Source organism: Streptomyces sp. NPDC021224 (assembly GCF_044332905.1).
Lineage (GTDB): Bacteria > Actinomycetota > Actinomycetes > Streptomycetales > Streptomycetaceae > Actinacidiphila.
This window is the reverse complement of record NZ_JBIRPW010000024.1, coordinates 43292-64302: the sequence shown is the minus strand read 5'-3', so window position 1 is coordinate 64302 and position 21011 is coordinate 43292. Positions and strand designations below refer to the sequence as shown.

Below are 21011 nucleotides of genomic sequence, written 5' to 3'. Positions count from 1 at the left end.
CCGGGACCGTGACGCTCAAGGAAGCCGCCGCAAGTGGGGGTCGGACGGGCGCGCAGGGGAGAGGCGGAGGCGTACGCCGACGGCCAGGACGCCGTCCGGGCGGGCGAGGACCGGGTCGAGTTCGGCCTCGGCGAGTTGGGGCAGATCGCAGGCCATCGCCGAGAGCCGCGCCAGCAGTCCTTTCACAGCGGGGAGATCGATGGCGCCCGTCACCGGCCCGGCGCCCTCGCCGGCGTCCGTGTCGGAGACCGGCTGGGGCGCCCAGTGCGGGGCGGCCACGAGGTCCTCGATGTCGTTGTCGGTCAGCGGCGCCAGCCGTGCAGCCCGGTCCGCGAGCGCGTCCGCCGCGGTGTCGCCGGGGCCGAGCAGGACGAGCGGGCCGAAGACGCCGTCCTGGACCACCCCGGCCACGAACTCGACGCCGCGAGGGGCCGCGGGCTGGACGACGACGCCGGCCAGCCGGTCCGCGAAGCGGCCGGCGAGCTCGCGGAAGGCGTCCCGCACCTCGTCCTCCCCGCGGAGGTCGGGCCGCACGGCGCCCCCTACGGGCTCCTGCGTCAGCCCCGCCCAGTACGCCTTGAGCGCCACCCTCTCACCGTCTCCCGCCAGCGTGCGGGCGGCAGCTGCCGCCAGGTCCTCGGTGGCGGTCAGCTCGGTTCGTGCCTGCGGGATCCCGTAGCAGGCGAGCAGCGCGGCGCACCCGTCCGGGTCGAGCCACCCGCCGTCCGGACTTTCGGCAAGGTGACCGTCCACCAGTGCACGGGCCCTGGTGGGGTCCGTCCCGGCCGGGACGGCACGGGTGCCCGGCGAACGGGCCAGCCAGCGGGCCCGTTCGCCGGCGCGGGCCAGTGCCCGGGCCGCGGACTGCGGATCGGCGTAGGAGGGCAGCCGGGCCCCGTCGCGGCCGTGCAGCATCCGCACCTGCTCGGCCTGGCCCAGCAGGACCGACACCACCGGGCGGGGACGGCTGCCGGGAGCCGCGTTCGTGAGCGCGCGCCACGGGTCGTCCCCGGTGGCTGCGGCAAGCGCTGTCGGCACCAGAGCGACCACGACGGCGTCCACCGCGTCGTGCCGGGTGAGCAGATCGAGGCAGTCGCTCAGCGGCTGCTCGCCGACGGTGGCCGTGGCATCCACGGGGTTTCCGGCCTTCGCACCGTCGGGCAGCACGCCGAGCAGGCCTTCGGTCAGGTCGGCGGGGAACTCGGGGACGACGAGCCCCGCCTCCGCGCAGGCGTCTGCGGCGAGGACGGCGGCGCCGCCCGCGTTGGACACCACGGCGGTGCGCGCACCGGCGGGCAGCGGTTGTGCGTCCAGCAGGGCGGCGGTGTCCAGCAGCTCCGCGATCGTCCGGGTCGCGGTGATGCCGGCCTGGTGGAAGAGCGCCTGCCGGGTCACGGTCGCGGTGGCCGCGGCCGCGGTGTGCGAGGCCGCGGCCCGCCGTCCCGGTCCCGAGCGTCCCGCATCGACCGTGAGGACGGGCATGCGGCGGGCGACCCTGCGTGCGGTGCGGGAGAAGGCCCGCGGGTTCCCGAAGGACTCCAGGTGGAGCAGGGCCATCGACGTCCCGCCGTCGGCCTCCCAGAACTGGAGCATGTCGTTGCCGCTGACGTCGAACTTGTCGCCGAGGGAGACGAACTCGCTCACCCCGGTGCCCAGTCGGGCCAGCCCGTCGAGCAGGGCCATGCCCACACCGCCGGACTGCACCGCCACCCCTGCTCCGCCTGCCGGTGGCCGGTGTGCGGCGAAGGTGGCGTTGAGGCCGGTGTGTTCGCCGGTGACCGCCACACCGAGGCAGTTGGGTCCCACCAGGCGCATCCCGTGGCGCCGGCACGCGCCGAGCAGGGCGGCGCCCTCCTCGGGGCCCAGCCCGGCCGACAGCACCACCAGGGCACCGACTCCCGCGGTGCCGCACTGCTCGGCGACCTCCGGTACCGCGGCCGCGGGCACCGCGACGACCGCCAGGTCCGGCGGGTGCGGCAGGTCCTCGACCGCCGCGAAGCACGGCGTGCGCAGGACGGCGTGCGCGTGCGGGTTGACCGCGTACACCCGCCCGGTGAATCCGCCGTCGAGGATGTTGCGCAGGACGGCGCGCCCGACGGAGCCGGCCGACGTGCCCGCGCCGATCACGGCGACCGAGCGCGGGCGCAACAAAGGACGCAGGCTGGCCAGGTCGGCGGTGCTGCCGCGGCGCTCCACCGCTGCCAGATACCGCTCGTCCGGCGCCAGCGGGAAGGTGACGTGCACCTCGCCGTCCTCGTGCCGCCGCTCCACCTTCTGCCCGAGGTCTGCGACGAGCCGCTGCATCAGGTGGTTGGAGGCGAGCGTGTCCGCCGTGAAGCGCTCGACGCCCGCCTCGCGTGCCGCGTTCGCCAGGTGCTCGACGAGCAGCGTGCCGACACCGCGCCGGTGGAAGTCGTCCGCGACCGCGACCGACACCTCGGCCACCCGCGGATCGGCCGTCACCTCGTACTCGGCGGTCCCGACGATCCGGTCGCCGTGCACCGCCACCAGACCGGCGTGTCCGGTCCGTGGCGGTGCCAGGACCCACTCGGCGGCCACCTCACCGGCCCGCCGGGTGACGCCGAAGAACCGCGACCGCAGGCTCTCCCGTGACATCTCGCCGTACAGCTCCAGCAGGCCCGCGTGGTCCTCCGGCCGCGCGACACGGATGTACACGGTCCCACCGTCGGAGAGCAGAGCGAATGCCCCTCTGCCCCGCACGCCTGTCGCCGTCATGACTCCGCCTCCAGCTCTCGTCCATGCCAGCCTGTGCGGGTGCGCGCCCACGCGGCAGAGGCCGTACGGATCCGACCGGGCGCCGACCGGCACCTTCCGTACCCCGACCGGGCAGGGCCGCCGCGCCGGGCCGAACGTCCCCGGGCGCGGCAGGACGCTCCGCTGCCCGCCGGACTGCCGCTCCTGGACCCGGAGCCGTTCACGCAGGTGTGCTCCTGGCGGCATCCCTCCGTCTTGGGGATGCCGACGGGCCGGTGGTGACCGGCACCTCCCGCGGCAGGGCCGAACCGCACTTGTCGCTTCCGCCCGTAATGCGCAGGCTGGAGAGGGGGAGCAGGAAGGAGCACACCATGCACGCCGAGGTCGGAGACTGGATAGTGGTCGAAGCCCTGCATCTCGACGGCCCGCGCCGCAGAGGGCAGATCGTGGGCCTGGAACATCCCGACGGCTCGCCCCCGTATGTCGTCCGGTGGACCGAGGACGACCGGGAGACGGTCTTCTTCCCGGGGCCGGAGGCCCATCTGGCCCCGGCGGACGGACGCCGGTTTGCCGACGACGGCCACGCGCAGGAGCGTGGGAAGTAGCAGACGAGGCACGCGTGGGAGGCGATTCCCGTGGCCGCGGAAACGGCACGCAGGCGCTGGTGGCCGGACATCTTCGAGGATCTCCCCAGAGACCTCCGGCTCTTCGGCGGTGAGCATCCGATGCGTCTGGAGGAAGGCACCGAGGACGGAGCGTACGTGGTGCGGGCGGAGCTGCCGGGCATCGACCCCGGCAAGGACGTCGACATCACCGTCCAGGACGGTGCGCTGACCGTCCGTGCGGAGCGCGCGGAGCGGGAGACGGCGAGCCACCGCACCGAGTTCCGCTACGGCTCCTTCACCCGTACCGTACCGCTGCCGCCCGGGGCCCGGGAGGATGACATCACCGCGTCGTACGACAAGGGAATCCTCACCGTTACCGTGCCGCTGGCGGAGACCGGCACGAAGGCCCGGAGGATCGAGGTCGACGGCGGCTGACGTCCCCGGGGGCGGAATGCGCGTTCACGGGCTGTCGGGGCCCGAGGCGAACTCGGCGACTTCCCGCAAGATGTGTTCGGATGCCGTGCGCACGGCCGCGGTGGCGGCGGGTGACAGTCCGGGCCCGTATCCGGTGTCCTCGGCCGTCACGGCGTAGAGCAGGACGCTCTCCGGCAGTCGGCCGAGCGCACGCGCGAGTTCGAGGGCATCGGACAGCCCGAGGCCGTGGCTGCTCGTGCCGGTTGAGGCAGGGAGGACGACATCCCTGCCCGGACGGATCCGGCGGACGGCGCCGGAACCGGGCGGGAACACACGCGCAGCGTCCACCAGTACGGCCAGGGCAGCGCCCTGCCAGCACGACATCAGATGTGCGGGATCCGCGCCGCAGGTGTGGAGGACGGTGCCGGCAGGCAGCCGCCCCTGCGCGCGATACCGGGCCAGCCGTGCCACCACCGCCCATCCGGCGGCGTCGTCGCGCCGGAAGGCGCTGCCGATCCCGATGACGCTGATCCTCGTCGGACGCGTGGGCATGACGGCCATGCACCCACTTTCGCGCGAATCGCGGCCGATCCTGACGGCGACCCACCGGAGCGGGCCGCACGGGGGACACCCGGGCGGCAACGGGAGGACATCGCGTATGTCGCGCGCCCCGCGAGGGTGCACGGTCAGCACACTGCCGGAGGAGCCACGGAGACGTCCGTGCCCTGCACTCAGGAGGCGGCCATGGCGGACCACGCACGCGCTGCGGTGATCGGGAAGGACGGCGTCGACGCCCTGATCCGCGCACTACGGACGCGCGGCCGCACGGTCGTCGGGCCCACGGTGGGGGACGGCGCCATCGTCCTGGCCGAGGTGCGGGGCGGGGAGGACCTGCCCTACGGGTGGGGCGTGGAACTGGAAGCGGGACGCTACCGCCTGACCCCGAGAAAGGACGGGGCCGCCTTCGCCCACAGCGCCGGCCCGCAGTCGTGGAAGGCCTACCTGCACCCGCAGCGCGAGCGCCAGTGGAGCGCCGACCGGGACGCGGACGGCAACGTCAGTTTCACGGCGCAGGACGACCCGGTGCCGTCCTACGCCTTTCTCGGGGTACGCCCCTGCGACCTGAAGGCGGTCGCGGTCCAGGACACGGTGCTCACCGGTGGCCGGCACCACGACCGCGGGTACGAACGCCGTCGTGCGCGAGCCTTCCTCGTCGCGGTGGAGTGCACCGAACCGGGGGCGACGTGCTTTTGCGTGTCGATGGGGGCGGGCCCCGCCGCGGAGCAGGGGTACGACCTCGCGCTGACCGAGGTCGTCGACCCGGACGGGCACCGTTTCCTGGTACGCGCCGGGACGGCCGAGGGGGAGGAAGTGCTGGCGGAGCTTCCACGGAGGCCGGCCGACCCGGCAACCCGGTCGGCCGCGGAAGCTGCGGTCAGCAGTGCGGCGGACCGCATGGGCAGGGACATGCCCCTGGTCGACCTGCGCGACCTGATGCGCGAAACGCTCAACGCGCCGCGCTGGGCCGAAGTGGCCTCGCGCTGCCTTACCTGCGGGAACTGCACGATGGTGTGCCCGACGTGCTTCTGCACCTCGGCGGAGGACACGACCGACCTGACCGGTGACCACGCCGAACGCTGGCGGCGCTGGGACTCCTGCTTCAACCTGGATTTCAGCCACCTGCCGGGCGGACCGGTCCGTGCCACGCCCGACAGCCGCTACCGGCAGTGGGCCACGCACAAACTCGGCACCTGGCACGACCAGTTCGGTACCTCGGGATGCGTGGGCTGCGGCCGCTGCATCGTGTGGTGCCCGGTGGGCATCGACATCACCGAGGAGGCCCACGCGCTGGCCGACTATCGGGACTCCCCATCCGCGCGGGGGGAGCTGTGACGGCGCCGGGCGGGCAGTTCCTCACCGCCCTGCCCGCTCCCCACCGGGAACGCCTGCTCGGCCTCGCCGTCGACCGTACCTTCCCGGCGGGCACCCGCATCTTCGAGGAGGACGCGCAGGCCCGCCGCTTCTGGGTGGTCCGATCCGGCCTGGTCGCCCTCGACGCCCAGGTACCGGGCCGCAGACCGGCCGTGGTGGAGACGCTCGGAGCCGGGGAGCTGCTGGGCTGGTCGTGGCTGTTCGAGCCGTACCGCTGGCATCTGGGAGCCGAGGCGCGCGAGCCGGTGGAGGCCCTGGAATTCGACGCCGCGACGGTACGCCGGGCGATCGACGAGGATCCGTCCTTCGGTCTGGCCGTGACGCGCTGCGTCGCCGCCGTGGCGATCGGGCGGCGGCTCCGGGCCTGTCGCATCCGGTTGCTCGACCTCTACGGCCCGGAGCCGGCCACCGGGAGCGGGCGGCCGTGACGGCTCCCGACCGCATCGGCGGCGACGCCCTACCCGTGCCCTACCACGTCGTGCGGCGGGTCGACGCCGCGCCGGGCACCTCGACGCTCGTCCTGGAACCGGCAGACGCCCCGCTGCCCCCCTTCCGGCCCGGCCAGTTCGCCATGGTGTACGCCTTCGGCGCCGGTGACGCACCGGTGTCCGTCAGCGCCGTGGAGGGTGACCGGCTGGTCCTCACCGTCCGCTCGGTGGGCGGCGTCTCCGCCGCACTGCGCGGCGGAGGGCGTACGGTCGGCGTGCGCGGCCCGTTCGGCAACGGATGGGCCGAGCCGGGGGAGGGTGACGTGCTCGTCGTGGCCGGCGGTATCGGCCTGGCACCCCTCCGGCCCCTGGTCAGGCGGATCCTGCGCTCCTCCTCCCCGCACGCCGAGGTCAACGTGCTCATCGGCGTACGCGGGCCCGGGGACCTGCTGTTCGCAGCGGAGACCCGAGACTGGCAGGCCGCAGGCGCGCGGGTGCTGGTCACCGTCGACCGGCCCGACGCGACATGGCAGGGCGAGGTCGGTGTCGTGACGGCGCTCCTGGAGCGGGCGATGTTCGACCCCGCCGGTGTCCTGGCGTACGTGTGCGGGCCCGAGGTGATGATCCGGTCCGTGGCCCGGGACCTCGTGCACCGCGGGGTGGCCGCCGACCGCATCCAGGTGTCGCTCGAACGCACCATGCACTGCGGGACCGGCCACTGCGGCCACTGCCAGCTCGGTCCGCTGCTGCTCTGCCAGGCGGGTCCCGTCGCCGCCTGGGACCTCGCGGGGCCCTTGCTGTCCGTCAGGGAGCTGTGACATGGACGGCGACGGGACGGCGCGGCAGGGCGGCGACGAGCCGGGGGCGACCGGCGGGCGGCCGCGCCTGGCGGTCTGGAAGTTCGCGTCCTGCGACGGCTGTCAGCTGACGGTGCTCGACTGCGAGGACGAACTGCTCGACCTGGCGGACGCCGTCGACATCCGGCACTTCGCGGAGGCATCGACGGCAGTGGGAACGGGTCCGTACGACCTGTCACTGGTCGAGGGGTCGATCACCACCGAACGGGACCGGCAGCGGATCGCCCACATCCGCCGGGTTTCCCGCCGCCTGGTGACCATCGGTGCCTGCGCCACCGCCGGAGGGGTGCAGGCCCTGCGCAACTTCGCGCACGTGCAGGACTTCCTGTCCGTCGTCTACGCCCGTCCCGACTACATCGAGACGCTGGCCCGCTCCACCCCGGCGTCCGCGCACGTCCCGGTCGACCTGGAACTGCGCGGCTGTCCGATCGACCGGGGCCAGCTGCTGGAGGTGATCACCGCGTTCCTCGCCGGGCGCACCCCTGACGTGCCGCGGCACAGCGTCTGCTCGGAGTGCAAGCGGCGTGGGACGGTGTGCGTGACCGTGGCCCGCGGAGTGCCCTGCCTGGGCCCGGTCACCCAGGCCGGCTGCGGAGCCCTGTGCCCGGCGTACGCACGGGGCTGCTACGGCTGCTTCGGCCCCTCGGACTCGGTCAACTTCCCGGCCTTTGTGCCGCTGCTGCGACGCGACGGCATGGACACCCTCGACGTCGTACGCGTTCTGCGCACGTTCAACGCGGCCGCTCCGGAGTTCGAGGCCGCGTCACGCCAGGAGGAGTCGCGGTGACCGGGGGCGGGAGGCGGGAGATCGGCATCGGCGGCCTCGGCCGGGTGGAGGGCGAGGCCACCGTCCACCTGCGCCTGCGGGACGGCGGCGTCGAGCACGCCCGCCTGGCGGTCTACGAACCGCCCAGGTTCTTCGAGGCCTTCCTGCGCGGTCGTGGATATACCGAGCCCCCCGACCTCACGTCCCGGGTGTGCGGCATCTGCCCGGTCGCCTACCAGATGAGCGCGTGCCAGGCGCTTGAGGACGCCTGCGGCACGCTTGTCGACCCGCAGGTGGCGGCGCTGCGCAGGCTGATGTACTGCGGGGAGTGGATCGAGAGCCACACCCTGCACGTCCACCTGCTGCACGCTCCCGACTTCCTCGGCTGCGACAACCTCTTCGACGTCGCTCACCGCCATCGGGCGGCGATCGAACGGGGACTGCGGCTCAAGCACGTCGGCAACAGCGTCGTCGAACTCCTCGGCGGCCGGGCCGTGCATCCCGTCAACGTCCGGCTCGGCGGCTTTCACCGCGTGCCGTCCACCGACGAGCTCCGGCCCCTGGCCGCGCAGCTGCGCCGGGCCCTGGACGACGCCGCCGAGGCGGTCCGGTGGGTAGCCGGCTTCGACTTCCCGGACGCCGACTGCGACCACGACCTGCTGGCTCTGGTCAGCAGCGGTACGTACGCGATCGAGACCGGTGTGCCGGCGGTGATGGACGCCCCGGGCCTGCACGGGCTCCCGGGGGACTGCGACCGGTCACTGCCCGTCCGTACCTTCGCCCTCCGGGACTTCCGCGACCACGTGGACGAGCACCAGGTGCCGTACTCGACCGCGCTGCACGCCCGGCTCGACGGCCGGCGGTACCTGACCGGTCCGCTGGCCCGGTTCGCCCTCAGCGGGCGGTGGCTGACTCCGGCGGCCGCGCAGGCAGCCCGCACGGCCGGGCTCGGCGACCCCGCGGCCGGCTACGTGTGCCGCAATCCCGGCCTGAGCATCGTCGTCCGGGCGGTCGAGGTCCTGTACGCGGTCGAGGAGGCACTGCGCATCATCGCGGCCTACGAGCCGCCGGGCCGCCCCTGCGCGGACGTCGTCCCGCGGGCCGCCACCGGTCACGGAGCCACCGAGGCGCCGCGCGGCCTGCTCTACCACCGCTACCGACTGGACTGCGCCGGCACGGTGGCCGAGGCGGACCTCGTGCCGCCCACTTCCCAGAACCAGGCCGCCATCGAGGAGGACGTCCGCCGCGCGGTGGACCGGAGGCTGCGCGGCGGTGCCGCAACCGATGTCGAACTCGCGTCCCTGTGCGAGCGGACCGTACGCAACCACGATCCGTGCATCTCCTGCTCGGCCCACTTCCTGGACCTCACCGTCGACCGCGTCTGACCTGCGCGCCGCCTCTGCGACCGTGCTCGGCTGCGATGAGCCGGCCGTGGCCGGCGATCACGGCGCTGCGGCGGGAGTCCGCGACGTTCGGCCCGGCGAACAGTGCAGGGCGGCCACGTGTCACGCGAGCGTGCCTTCCCACGGCGGTAATCGCTGTTCGTGATTAACTGAGCACGTTCCGTATCACCGCCCGGGGCTGTTCCCGCGGCAACAGGGAGGTGGCGCATGGCCATGTCCGAGGGCGATCGGCTCCGCGAGGTCGCCGACCTGTGCGGTACGGCGTTGCGGGCAGCCGGAACCGCTCTGGGTGCTGCGACGGAGGTCCTCAGGGGGGACGGCGACGGGGAGCGCGCGAAGGCCTCCGACGCCGCGCTGCACGAGTTGCGCGACGCTGTCGACTGCCTTCTGCTCGACGGCCCGGCTGACTCCGGACCGCGCGCAGCGGTCGCCGCGGCGCATGCGGGAGGTGACATGGGACGGGTGGGTGAGCTGGCCCGGCAGATCGCGGAGATGGCCCGGCCGTGGCATCCCGGGGAGCGGGGAGTGCCGCAGGCCGTCCACACGGCGGTGACGGCGCTGGGCGGTGAGGTGGTGGCGGTCGTCGCACGGGCGGCGGAGATCGCGGGAGACATCGACGCCGGCGGACGCGGTGCCGCCGCGGCGACTGTGGCGGCCCTGGAAGAGCTGGACCTGCGGCTCGCGGGAGTCTCGGGGCGCCAGCGGTTCCTGGACGAGACCCTTGTGGCCGAGGGCCCGCGGGCCGGTGCGTCCGACACCGTGGACATGGCGCTCCTGGGGCGCTGCTACGAGGGCTGTGCCTGGCACTCCGTGGCTGCCGTCAGACATCTCGTCCTGCTGGCGCCCTGACCTTCGCGGCCGGGAGTCCGGCGCCGCCCGCGCTCACGGCAGTCCGGCGACCTCCGTCAGCCGGAAGAGGTCACGCTGCACGTCAGGCCGCAGCAGGTCGCCGTGGTGCGTGACCACCAGCGCGGCGTGCAGGGGATCCCCCAGGTCGATCGTGAACCGCCCGTTCACGGCGAAGCGGCCCAGCAGCGCCGCTGCCCTTTTCGCGTAGCCCGCCGAGGCCTCGTGTGCCAGGTCAGGGACCAGGCTGCCGGCGCCGACGACAGTGACACCGGGCGGTACCGTCACTGTCGTGCCCCAGCGGACCCCTGCGACGCTTCCGCCGTCGGGTTCGGCAGTGGTGTCCACCACGACGGAGCCGGGTGCCATGGAGGTGAGCGCGTCCTTGCCCACCAGCTGCTCGGGCATCCCGGGTGAGGTGTCCCGGGCGGTGACGACGGCGATGTCGGAGCCGGTCAGCGCTGCCAGCAGGGCGCGCGGGGTGCCGTCCTGCAGCCGTGGGCCGCAGGTGTCGCAGACCGTGGCCGCAGCGCCCAGCGTGCGGGCGGTGTGTGCGGCCTGCAGCCCCGCCGGGCCACCGCCGGCCACCAGGACCTGCACGGGACGGTCCCTTCGCCAGGTGCCGGATCCGGGCAGGTCCCGCCCGCTGTGCAGAAGGCCCGTCAGTACGGCCTGACGTCCGGCGATGCGGGCCTGCTGGGCGGCGGCGTCCATGTCGGCGAGGTCGCCGGGCGCCTCGGTGAGGAGGTCGAAGCTCACGGCGGTGATCCCGTGCTCCGCCCAGTACCGTACGGTCAGTGCGTTCCGCAGGGGGCGGAGCAGGCCCGCCACCACCTGCCCGCGACGCGTTCCCGGCCCCGTCGAAGCGGCCGGGAGCCCGACCCCGAGGAGTACGTCCGCTCGGCCCACCACCGCCGCGCGGCCGAGCACTTCCGCCCCGGCACGCACGTACGCGCTGTCACCGTAGCCTGCCCGACGCCCGGCACCGGCCTCGACGGCCACCTGGGCCCCGAGCGCCCGCAGCATGCCGACCGCGGCCGGCACGACGGCCACGCGCCGCTCCCTCGGGCCGGTCTCCGCGCACACGCCGACCGTGAAGGACGCCACCTCGACCGCCTCTCCGGAGAGATGTACCCGATATACGAGAGTATGCGCGAATATTGCCGCTTTTGCGGCACTATCCATCTCTCCTCGATACTGGGGCCATGACGGATCGGCGCTGGCAGTTCTGGGTCGACCGGGGCGGCACCTTCACCGACATCGTGGCCCGCCGACCGGACGGTCGGCTGCTGACGCAGAAGCTCCTGTCGGACGATCCCGCCCGCTACCGCGACGCGGCCGTGGCCGGCATCCGGCGGTCGCTCGAACTGGGCGGGGACGAACCCGTGCCCGACTCCCTCGTGGAGACGGTACGCATGGGCACGACGGTGGCGACCAACGCCCTGCTGGAGCGCACGGGGGAGCGGGTTCTCCTCGTGGTCACCCGGGGGTTCCGGGACGCACTGCGGATCGGGTACCAGAACCGGCCGCGCATCTTCGCGCGCCGCATCCGCACCGCCGAGCAGCTCTACGAGTGTGTCGTCGAGGTCGACGAGCGGATCGCCGCCGACGGGACGGTGGTGCGCGGCGCCGACCTCGTACGACTGGAGGACGACTTGCGGGCCGCCTACGACGCGGGCATCCGGTCCGTTGCTGTGGCCTGCCTGCACAGCCACCGCAACCCCGACCACGAGCGCGCCGTTGGCGACCTGGCGCGCAGCGTGGGCTTTCCCCAGGTGTCCCTCTCCAGCGAGATCAGTCCGCTGACGAAGCTCGTGCCGCGCGGCGACACGGCAGTGGTCGACGCCTACCTGTCACCGGTGCTCCGCCGCTACGTGGGAGAGGTCGCACGGCAGATGCCCGGGGTGCGGCTGATGTTCATGCAGTCCAACGGCGGACTCGCGGAAGCCGGGCACTTCCGCGGGAAGGACGCCGTGCTCTCCGGCCCCGCGGGCGGCATCGTGGGAATGGCCCGAATGTCGGAGCGCGCGGGGTTCGACAAGGTGATCGGCTTCGACATGGGGGGCACCTCCACCGACGTGTCCCACTACGCGGGGGCCTACGAACGCGTCCAGACCGCGGAGGTCGCCGGGGTGCGGCTGCGCGCTCCCATGCTCGACATCCACACGGTCGCCGCCGGCGGAGGCTCCGTGCTGCACTTCGCCGGCGGGCGCTACCGCGTGGGCCCGGACTCCGCCGGGGCCGTACCGGGGCCGGTCTGCTACCGCCTCGACGGGCCCCTGACGGTCACCGACGCAAACGTCATGCTCGGCCGTGTCCAGCCCGACCACTTCCCGAAGGTGTTCGGGCCTGACGGAGACCTGCCGCTGGACGCGGACGCGGTCCGCCTGCGGCTCGCCGAACTGGCCCGACGGATCCGCCACGAGAGCGGTGACGACCGCTCCCCGGAGCAGGTTGCCGAGGGCTACCTGCGCGTGGCGGTCACGAACATCGCCAACGCAGTCAAGCGGATCTCGGTGCAGAAGGGACGTGACGTCACCGAATACGTGCTGACGACCTTCGGCGGCGCCGGCGGACAGCACGCCTGCGCCGTCGCGGACGCGCTGGGAATCCGCACTGTCCTGGTGCCACCCCACGCGGGAGTGCTCTCTGCGCTGGGCATCGGCCTGGCCGACGTGACGGCCATGCGGGAGAGGTCGGTCGAGCTTCCGCTCGCCGAGGCATCGATGTCCCGGATCCGTTCGCTTGCCGGCTCGCTGGAGGCGGGCGCCCGTGACGAGCTGCGCGACGAGGGCGTCGACACCGAACAGATCCTCGTCGTGCACCGCGCGATGCTGCGCTACGAAGGGACCGACACCGCCCACCCGGTGGAGCTCGCCGACGCCGACAGCATGCGGAGGGCCTTCGAGGCGGAGCACCGCGCCAGGTACTCGTTCCTCCTGGACCGGGCGCTCGTGGTGGAGTCCTTGTCGGTGGAGGCACGATGCCGGACACGGTGGGCGGTCCCCGATCCGGAGCCGCCGACGGTCGCGACGGCCGGGCAGGGCACCGCGCCGATGTACTGCCGCGGCTCCTGGCAGGACGTGCCGCTGCTGAAACGGGAGGAGATGGGCGTCGGCACCGTCGTCACCGGACCCGCGATCGTCGTCGAGGCCAATGCCACCACGGTGGTGGACGACGGCTGGCAGGCGGAGACGACCGGACACGGCGACCTGCTCGCCCGGCGGGTGGCGACCGGGGCCGGGGACCGGACAGGGACCGAGGCGGATCCCGTCATGCTGGAGGTCTTCAACAACCTGTTCATGTCGATCGCCGAGCAGATGGGTGCCCGGCTGGAGTCCACTGCCCACTCGGTCAACATCAAGGAGCGGCTGGACTTCTCCTGTGCCCTCTTCGACCCGGACGGCAACCTCGTCGCCAACGCCCCGCACATCCCGGTACACCTGGGATCGATGGGTACCAGTGTCAAGGAGGTCGTCCGCCGCCGGGGCGCGACGATACGACCCGGCGACAGCTACGCGGTCAACGACCCGTACCACGGGGGCACCCACCTGCCCGACGTCACCGTCGTCACTCCCGTCTTCGACGGCGACGGCGACCGGATCCTCTTCCACGTCGCGTCCCGCGGCCACCACGCCGACATCGGCGGTCTGAGCCCCGGATCGATGCCCGCGGACAGCCGGCGCATCGAGGACGAGGGCATCCTGTTCGACAACTGGCTGCTCGTCCAGGACGGCCGGCTCCGCGAGTCCGAGACACGGGAGCTGCTCGCGAGCGGCCGGCACCCCTCGCGCAACGCGGACACCAACCTGGCCGACCTCAGCGCGCAGATCGCGGCCAACCGCAAGGGCGCCGAGGAGGTCGGCGCGATGATCGACCACTTCGGCCTCGACGTCGTGCAGGCCTACATGCGGCACGTCCAGGACAACGCCGAGGAGGCCGTCCGGCGCGTCATCGACCGGCTCGGCGACGGTTCGTGCCGCTACAGGACCGACTCGGGCGCGGTGATCGCCGTACGGGTCGGCGTGGACCGCGCCGCCCGCACGGCCACCATCGACTTCACCGGCACCTCACCGCAGCTCTCCAGCAACTTCAACGCCCCTACCGCTGTGGTCACCGCGGCAGTCCTGTACGTTTTCCGGACCCTGGTGGACGACGACATCCCGCTCAACGACGGCAGCCTGCGCCCGCTGCAGATCGAGGTGCCGGACGCGTCGATGCTGGCGCCCACCTACCCCGCCGCCGTGGTGGCCGGGAACGTCGAGACCTCGCAGGCGTTGGTCGGGGCCCTCTACCGGGCCATGGGCGTGCAGGCGGAGGGCTCGGGGACGATGAACAACGTCTCCTTCGGCAACGACCGGCACCAGTACTACGAGACCGTCGCGTCCGGAACCGGCGCGGGCGACGGATTTGACGGCGCCTCGGTCGTCCAGACGCATATGACGAACTCCCGGCTCACCGATCCCGAGGTCCTCGAGTGGCGCCACCCGGTCAGGGTGGAGGAGTTCGCCGTCCGCGAGGGCAGCGGAGGAGCCGGCCGCTGGCGCGGGGGTGACGGGGCTGTCCGGCGGATCCGCTTCCTGGAACCCATGACGGTGAGCACCCTGGCCTCGCACCGCCGCGTACCCCCCTACGGGATGGCGGGCGGCCTTCCCGGCGCGCCGGGAGCCGGGCGGGTGGAGCGCGCGGACGGCACTGTGTCCGCTCTGGGGGGGAGCGAGGTGGTGCGCATGGAGCCCGGCGACGTCCTGGTGATCGAGACCCCCGGCGGTGGCGGGTACGGCCCTCCTGAGGGGCAGGCCGAGCCGGTGCGGGGCCGAGGACGGGACGCGGAGCGGTCATGAGCCGCGGGGTGGAGTGGGCGGGAGGCGGTCGGCCCGGTGGAAACGGACCGCCGCGGGTCGTCACCCTGACGCTGAATCCGGCTGTCGACCTCTGCTGGGAGATGGGACACCTCTCCGCCGTGGGCAAGAACCGCGCGCGGGTGCGGGCCCGTACCGCGGGCGGAGGGGGGATCAACGTCGCCCGCGGTGTGACCAGGCTCGGGGGTCTGGCCACGGCTGTCCACACCGCGGGCCGTGAGACCGGCGAACTCCTCGACCGGCTGCTGGACGAGGAGGGCATCGACCACGTGTCCGTACCGATCGAGGGCGAGACGCGCGAGGGGCTGGTGCTCTACGAGACGGACATGCGCCGCTGCTTCCACGTGGTGCCGCGCGGTCCGAGGACGGAGGCGGACGAGGGCCTCCGCTGCCTGGCTGCCCTTCGGCGGGCCGTCGGTGACTCCTCGTACGTCGTGGCCAGCGGCAGCCTGCCGCCGGGTCTGCCCGCGGACTTCTACGCCACCGTCGCCCGCCAGGTCTCCGAGAGCGGTGCCCGGCTGATCCTCGACACCTCCGGACACGCGCTTCGCGGCGCCCTGGCGGAAGGCGTCCACCTGCTGCGATGCAACCAGCACGAGGCCGCGAGCCTCGCCGGGCGGCCCGTCCGCACCTTCCACGACGCCCGCCTGCTCAACGCACGACTTCTGGACACCGGTGCCGCACATGTCGTCGTCACCGCCCTCGGGCCACTGGGGGCGCTCTGCTCGACCGGGACGGAACACACCGAGGTGCACGCGCCGCCGCTGCCCGGCGACCTGCTGAGCGACGCCGGAGCCGGCGACAGCATGGTCGCGGCGCTGGCCCTGCGGCTGGCCGCGGGGGACGACGTGGCCACCGCGTGCACGCTCGCGGTGGCGGTGGCCGCGGCGTCGGTGCTCACCGCCGGGACGGACCCTTTCGACCCCGCCGTGGCCGCGTCGATACTGCCTGACGTGACGACCCGGCCCGAAGGCAGCGAACGCCGCACCGCGTCGTGAGCCGGCGGTCACCCCGTTCCCTGCCCCCGGCGGCGTTTCTCGGCCGCCGCAACATTGGTCTTCACGAGCAGGAAGCTGTCCGGCGTCACCGAGACCGAGTCGACTCCGGCGTCGACGAGGAGCTGTGCGAAGTCGGGATCGTCGCTGGGCCGTTGGCCGCACAGACCGGCCATGCGGTCCTTGGCGTGGGCGCTCCGGACGAGGTTTCGGATACTGGTGGTCACGGCAGGGTCGCGCTCGTCGAAAAGGCCTGACAACTGCGCGGAATCGCGATCCACGCCGAGCGTCAGCTGGGTGAGGTCGTTGCTGCCGATCGAGAAGCCGTCGAACCGGTCGGCGAACTGCTCGGCGAGAACGATGTTGGACGGTATCTCCGCCATGACGAAGCACTCCAGACCGTCGCGACCGCGGACCAGCCCGTGACCGGCCATGGTCTCCAGCACGCGGTCGGCCTCGTCGAGGGTCCGGCAGAACGGGATCATCGGGATGACGTTGTCCAGTCCCATGCCCTCCCTGACGCGCCGGATCGCGCGGCACTCCAGCGCGAAAGCGGCCCGGTAGCCGTCGCTGTAATACCTGCTGGCTCCGCGCCAGCCCAGCATGGGGTTTTCCTCGGGAGGCTCAAAACCGGCGCCGCCGAGCAGCTTGGCGTACTCGTTGGTTTTGAAATCGCTCATGCGTACGACGACGGGCTTGGGCCACCATGCCGCGGCGATACGGGCGATGCCGGACGCCAGCCGGTCGACGAAGAACTCCGTCTTGTCCTCGTACCCGGACGTGAGGCGGGCGATCTCGCTTCGCGCCCCCGCGTCCTCGAGGTCGTCGTAGTGGACCAGCGCCATCGGATGGATCCCGATGTGGTTGTTGACGACGAATTCCATCCTCGCCAGGCCCACGCCGTCGGCGGGCAGCCGCCACCACCGGAACGCGGCGTACGGGTTGGCGATGTTGAGCATCACCCGCGTATCCGTGTCCGGAATCTCCGAAAGGTCGATGTCCCTCGCGTCGTAGCCGAGAAAGCCGTCGTAGACACGGCCCTCCTGCCCCTCGGCGCACGAGATCGTGACCTCCCGGCCGTCGGCGAGGAGGGACGTCGCGTCCCGGGTGCCGACGACGGCGGGCAAACCGAGTTCACGGCTGACGATCGCGGCATGCGAGGTTCGGCCGCCGTGGTCGGTGACGATGGCAGCCGCCCGCGTCATGACGGGCTCCCAGTCGGGATCAGTGGCCTCCGTGACCAGTACGGCGCCGTCCTCGAACCGTTCGATCTCCTCCGCGCCGCGCAGGTTGCACACCCGCCCCGTGGCCACCGCATCCCCGACCGCCAAGCCGGTGGTCAGCGTCCTGCCGCGCTCCCGCAGCCGGTAGGAGCGCAGCGTCGCAGCCTGCCTGCGCGTCTGCACGGTCTCCGGACGCGCCTGGACGATGTGGAGTTCGCCGCTGAACCCGTCCTTGGCCCACTCGATGTCCATGGGCCGGCCGTAGTGCTCCTCGATGACGACGGCCCACCGGGCCAGTTGCATGATGTCGTCGTCGCCGATGACGCAGGCGGCCTGCTCGCGGGCGGTCGTCCCCACGCGCCGGGTCGGGGCGTCCGCCGAGCCGCTGTAGACGATCTTGCTCTCCTTCCGGCCGGTCGTCCTCGAGATCACGGGAACGACCCCCGGCTTGCCGAGGCGGGGCTTGAAGACCTGGTACTCGTCGGGATCCACCGTCCCTGACACGACCGATTCGCCCAGCCCCCACGCTGCGTCGATCAGTACGACACCGGGAAAACCGCTGTCCGTGTCGAGCGTGAACATGACCCCCGCACCCGCGCGGTCGGAGCGCACCATCAACTGCACCCCGACCGAGAGGGCGACGTCCAGATGGCCGAAGCCGTGGTCCTCGCGGTAACTGATGGCCCGGTCCGTGAAAAGGGAGGCGAAGCAGCGCCTGCACGCCTCGAGGACCGCGTCCTCGCCCACGACACCCAGGAAGGTCTCCTGCTGACCGGCGAAGCTTGCCTCCGGCAGGTCCTCAGCCGTCGCGCTCGAACGCACCGCGACATCCGGATCCCTCCGGCCCGCGGCGACTCCGAGCTCGCGGTACGCGCCGCGGACGGCGTCGGCGAGCCGCGCGGGAAGCGGGGCGCCCAGGAGCAGCCGCCGGATCTCCGCGCCCACGTCGGCGAGGGTGGCACCGCGCCGGAGCGCGTCGACCTGCTCCTGAACGCGCGGACGAAGCCCCGCGCCGTCAAGGAACTCCTCGTAGGCGACGGCGGTGGTGGCGAAGCCCGGTGGCACGCTGACGCCGCGCGACGTGAGGTGGCGGGTCATCTCCCCGAGCGAGGCGTTCTTCCCCCCGACCGCCGGCACGTCCCCGGAGGAGAGGTCGGAGAACCACCGCACCATGCCGCGGGGGCTGTCATGATCAGTCATGGCGGCACTCCTCTGCAAGCCGCGCGGGTCGGTCGGATCGTGGGACCCCGGGACCCGGCTCGCCGCCGGAGGCGCGTAGGCCCCGCAGGGCCGGGAACGGCCGCCGTTCTCCGCCCGGACGCGAGTGCGGTGCGCGCCGCCGGTGGCGGGCGCGGTCCCTCACGACGATTCTCCCGCCGTGGCGGCCCGGCCGCACATCGGGTTCCAGGACCCAGGAGCCGGACAGCCGCCACCGCCGCTCGAGGTGAGGCACCGGTTCGGCACGACGTTGCGGCGCCCGGACCGGCGGGACCCGGTGCACGGAAGGCGCGCAGCGCGAAGCGCCAGTTGATGGGTGACCCAGACGATCCCGGGGGGCTCCGGTCGACCTCGCTGACGGCGGCGGACTACACGTCCTGCGCCGCCTCCACCAGCCCAGGGCATGCCGCCGTCGTACCGCCCGGGTTGCTCGCCCGCGCGACCTGCGAGTCAGCGACGGAACCTGCTCACCGAGGCCGAGACGGAACGACAACGGACACCTCGACGACGGCGTCGGCCTGGACCCGCACGCCTGCAACGGAATCGACGACCGGGCCCGGCCTCACGTCCGTCCGTCCGGCGCAGGGGGCTGCGACCGCTGACCTGCCCTTGGGTGAGAGCGCCTTCGACGGTGCACGGCCTGCGGTGCCTGCGCAGGCGGGGCCGCCCGACAGGCCTGCGGATGTGCGACCTCTTGACAGGTTAACCGATTCACCATCACTCTCGTGACGAAAAGTTTCGCTGCTCCTTGATGGAGTGGATGTCCGTGCCTGATCGTGCAACGTGAGGCGTTACCTCCGCCTTCGGGGCGGATGTGTGCAGCCCCTCGTAGTGGAACGCTTGCTTAAACGATTCACCTCCGGGTTCAAGGCGATGCTCTGCCATCCGGTCTCGCCGTAAGGGTGTTCCCCGACCCGCAATCGCGCCACCGGCTGTCCCACGATGAGGAGAAGGCAATGAGAAGGCGAGGATCGCGAGCCTGGCTCGCTGCGACATCAGCTGCCGCTGTCGTATCCGCTGCCGCGGTGGCTGCCCTGCCGCCGGGCGCGCACGCCGCGACGGCGGCTTCCTGTGACGTCCGGTACGACGTCACAAGCGAATGGTCCGGTGGTGCCACGGTGGGCGTCGTGGTGACGAACAACGGCTCCACGGCCGTCGACGGCTGGACGGTGGGCTGGACTTTCACCGCAGGTCAGACCGTCACCGACATGTGGAACGCGACCAAGGTCCAGACCGGTCCCGCGGTGCGGGCGACGAACGTCGCCTACGACGCGGTCATCGCGGCCGGTGGCGGCACGGTCACCTTCGGACTCAACGTCGCCTACAGCGGTGCAAATCCGTCGCCGACGGCGTTCACTCTGAACGGCACACCCTGCGGCGCGAGCACACCGACGCCGAGTCCGACGGACACGACCTCCACCCCCACCCCCACCCCCACCCCCACCCCCACCGACGGTGTCCCCACCGGGAACCTGGCGCTGCACCGTCCGGTGACCTCCTCCTCGGACGAAGGGACGGGACTGACCGCGGATCTCGCCGTGGACGGCGACCCCGGGACCCGATGGTCCAGCGCCTACGCCGACCCGCAGTGGATCCAGGTCGACCTCGGGGCGGTGCGGCCGGTCAACGAGGTCGTCCTGCGCTGGGAGAACGCCTACGCACGCGCATACCGGATCCAGACCTCGGCCGACGGCGCCACCTGGACGGATGTCCACGCCACCACGACGGGCACCGGCGGTACCGAGACCCTCGCCGTGTCGGGCAGCGGCCGTTACGTCCGCATGTACGGAACCACCCGGGGCACCAACTGGGGCTACTCGCTGTACGAGTTCGAAGTCTATGCCGTGCCGCCCAGCGGGTCGGACTGTGGACAGGTGCCGGCCGATCCGTCGGCGGACTCCAAGGCCCGGCACCTGCTGTGCTACCTCAGGACCCACTCGTACGTCAGCGGCCAGACGGACGCCGCCGACTCCGACAAGGTCAGATCCCTGACGGGACGCTACCCGGCCATCACCGCCTTCGACTTCATGGAGTACACCAACGGCCAGATCCAGACCCAGAGCGTCATCGACTGGTACAAGGCCCACCGCGGCATCGTCGCGTTCCAGTGGCACTGGTACTGCCCCCATGGCGGGAACTACGCGGCGCCGTGCGATTTCCAGCCGGACCTGACTGACCCGTCGTCCAAGCTGTACCAGGACATCGACCTGGTCGTGGCGCAGCTGAAGAAGCTGGGCGACGCCGGGATCCCGGTCCTCTTCCGCCCGTTGCACGAGAGCAACAACAACTACATGTGGTGGACGAAGAAGGGCCCCGACGCCTACAAGCAGTTGTGGCGCCTGATCTACCAACGAGCCCAGGCGGCCGGGGTGCACAACGTCCTGTGGGTCTTCAACGGCATGGCAAGCGGGCAGAGCACGCCGCTGTCGGCCTGGTACCCCGGTGACTCGTACGCGGACCTGGTGACCTCCGACTACTTCCAGAGCGCCGGTGACTACAGCACGGTCACGTCCGTCGGCGCCGGCAAGACCGCGGCGGTGGCCGAGACCTTCAGCCCGCTCAACCCCGCCTCGGAACCCGCGTGGTCGTACTTCGTCGTGTGGGCCTCGCGGGACTGGGCCGGAAGCGGCAAGGACGTCCAGGGGCTGTGGAAGACCGCCATGGCCGACCCCAGGACCATCTCGGTCGAACAGCTCCCCGACATGACCACGTGGTGAGCGCCGCTCGCCCTTTCCCCCCACCCGCAC

Annotated in this window: 15 protein-coding genes; 11 read left to right on the top strand and 4 right to left on the bottom strand. The window is 72.5% G+C overall.

Annotated elements, in window-relative coordinates; genetic code table 11:
• Positions 1 to 15: 15 nt before the first annotated feature.
• The gene (locus tag ACH4PY_RS34915) at positions 16 to 2676 is read right to left on the bottom strand and encodes a GNAT family N-acetyltransferase (protein ID WP_398192420.1); all 2661 of its coding nucleotides are present in this window, start codon (positions 2674 to 2676) and stop codon (positions 16 to 18) included.
• Between the two features lie 410 nt (positions 2677 to 3086).
• Here ACH4PY_RS34915 and ACH4PY_RS34910 point away from each other — a divergent pair, with 410 nt between their 5' ends.
• Both ACH4PY_RS34910 and ACH4PY_RS34905 read left to right on the top strand, forming a co-directional pair.
• The gene (locus tag ACH4PY_RS34910; protein WP_398192418.1) at positions 3087 to 3320 is read left to right on the top strand and encodes a DUF1918 domain-containing protein; all 234 of its coding nucleotides are present in this window, start codon (positions 3087 to 3089) and stop codon (positions 3318 to 3320) included.
• A 120-nt stretch (positions 3321 to 3440) separates the two neighbouring features.
• Positions 3441 to 3755, top strand: coding sequence for an Hsp20/alpha crystallin family protein (locus tag ACH4PY_RS34905; protein WP_398192416.1), 315 nt, complete (start codon positions 3441 to 3443; stop codon positions 3753 to 3755).
• A 24-nt stretch (positions 3756 to 3779) separates the two neighbouring features.
• On the opposite strand, the gene ACH4PY_RS34900 is transcribed toward ACH4PY_RS34905, so the two are convergent.
• Positions 3780 to 4295, bottom strand: a complete 516-nt coding sequence (locus tag ACH4PY_RS34900; RefSeq protein ID WP_398192414.1) for a hydrogenase maturation protease — start codon at positions 4293 to 4295, stop codon at positions 3780 to 3782.
• A 183-nt stretch (positions 4296 to 4478) separates the two neighbouring features.
• Between ACH4PY_RS34900 and ACH4PY_RS34895 the strand changes: the two genes are divergently transcribed.
• From ACH4PY_RS34895 to ACH4PY_RS34870, 6 genes are all read left to right on the top strand, one after another.
• Entirely contained in the window at positions 4479 to 5627 is a 1149-nt protein-coding gene (locus ACH4PY_RS34895; protein ID WP_398192412.1) for a 4Fe-4S dicluster domain-containing protein, read from the top strand.
• Positions 5624 to 6094: a cyclic nucleotide-binding domain-containing protein gene (locus ACH4PY_RS34890; RefSeq protein WP_398192410.1), complete on the top strand. Its 471-nt coding sequence runs from the start codon at positions 5624 to 5626 to the stop codon at positions 6092 to 6094. The genes ACH4PY_RS34895 and ACH4PY_RS34890 overlap by 4 nt, the downstream gene beginning before the upstream one ends.
• Positions 6091 to 6912, top strand: coding sequence for an FAD/NAD(P)-binding protein (locus ACH4PY_RS34885; protein WP_398192408.1), 822 nt, complete (start codon positions 6091 to 6093; stop codon positions 6910 to 6912). Before ACH4PY_RS34890 ends, ACH4PY_RS34885 begins: the two co-directional genes overlap by 4 nt.
• A gap of 1 nt (position 6913) precedes the next feature.
• Positions 6914 to 7738 (top strand): oxidoreductase, encoded by an 825-nt coding sequence (locus ACH4PY_RS34880; RefSeq protein ID WP_398192406.1) that lies wholly within the window; start codon positions 6914 to 6916, stop codon positions 7736 to 7738.
• Entirely contained in the window at positions 7735 to 9102 is a 1368-nt protein-coding gene (locus ACH4PY_RS34875) for a Ni/Fe hydrogenase subunit alpha (RefSeq protein WP_398192404.1), read from the top strand. Before ACH4PY_RS34880 ends, ACH4PY_RS34875 begins: the two co-directional genes overlap by 4 nt.
• Positions 9103 to 9327: 225 nt before the next feature.
• A complete protein-coding gene (locus ACH4PY_RS34870) occupies positions 9328 to 9969 on the top strand; it encodes a hypothetical protein (RefSeq protein ID WP_398192402.1) in 642 nt (213 codons plus the stop codon).
• 33 nt (positions 9970 to 10002) lie between these two features.
• Here the strand turns inward: ACH4PY_RS34870 and ACH4PY_RS34865 are convergent, their stop codons facing one another.
• Complete coding sequence (locus ACH4PY_RS34865) at positions 10003 to 11151, bottom strand: hypothetical protein (protein ID WP_398192400.1); 1149 nt, start codon at positions 11149 to 11151, stop codon at positions 10003 to 10005.
• 20 nt (positions 11152 to 11171) lie between these two features.
• Between ACH4PY_RS34865 and ACH4PY_RS34860 the strand changes: the two genes are divergently transcribed.
• Positions 11172 to 14810, top strand: coding sequence for a hydantoinase B/oxoprolinase family protein (locus ACH4PY_RS34860; RefSeq protein ID WP_398192397.1), 3639 nt, complete (start codon positions 11172 to 11174; stop codon positions 14808 to 14810).
• Positions 14807 to 15826: a 1-phosphofructokinase family hexose kinase gene (locus ACH4PY_RS34855; protein WP_398192395.1), complete on the top strand. Its 1020-nt coding sequence runs from the start codon at positions 14807 to 14809 to the stop codon at positions 15824 to 15826. Before ACH4PY_RS34860 ends, ACH4PY_RS34855 begins: the two co-directional genes overlap by 4 nt.
• Positions 15827 to 15834: 8 nt before the next feature.
• On the opposite strand, the gene ppsA is transcribed toward ACH4PY_RS34855, so the two are convergent.
• Positions 15835 to 18219, bottom strand: coding sequence for a phosphoenolpyruvate synthase (gene ppsA / locus ACH4PY_RS34850; RefSeq protein WP_398192479.1), 2385 nt, complete (start codon positions 18217 to 18219; stop codon positions 15835 to 15837).
• A 1001-nt stretch (positions 18220 to 19220) separates the two neighbouring features.
• Here ppsA and ACH4PY_RS34845 point away from each other — a divergent pair.
• The gene (locus ACH4PY_RS34845; protein WP_398192393.1) at positions 19221 to 20981 is read left to right on the top strand and encodes a glycosyl hydrolase; all 1761 of its coding nucleotides are present in this window, start codon (positions 19221 to 19223) and stop codon (positions 20979 to 20981) included.
• Positions 20982 to 21011: the final 30 nt, after the last annotated feature.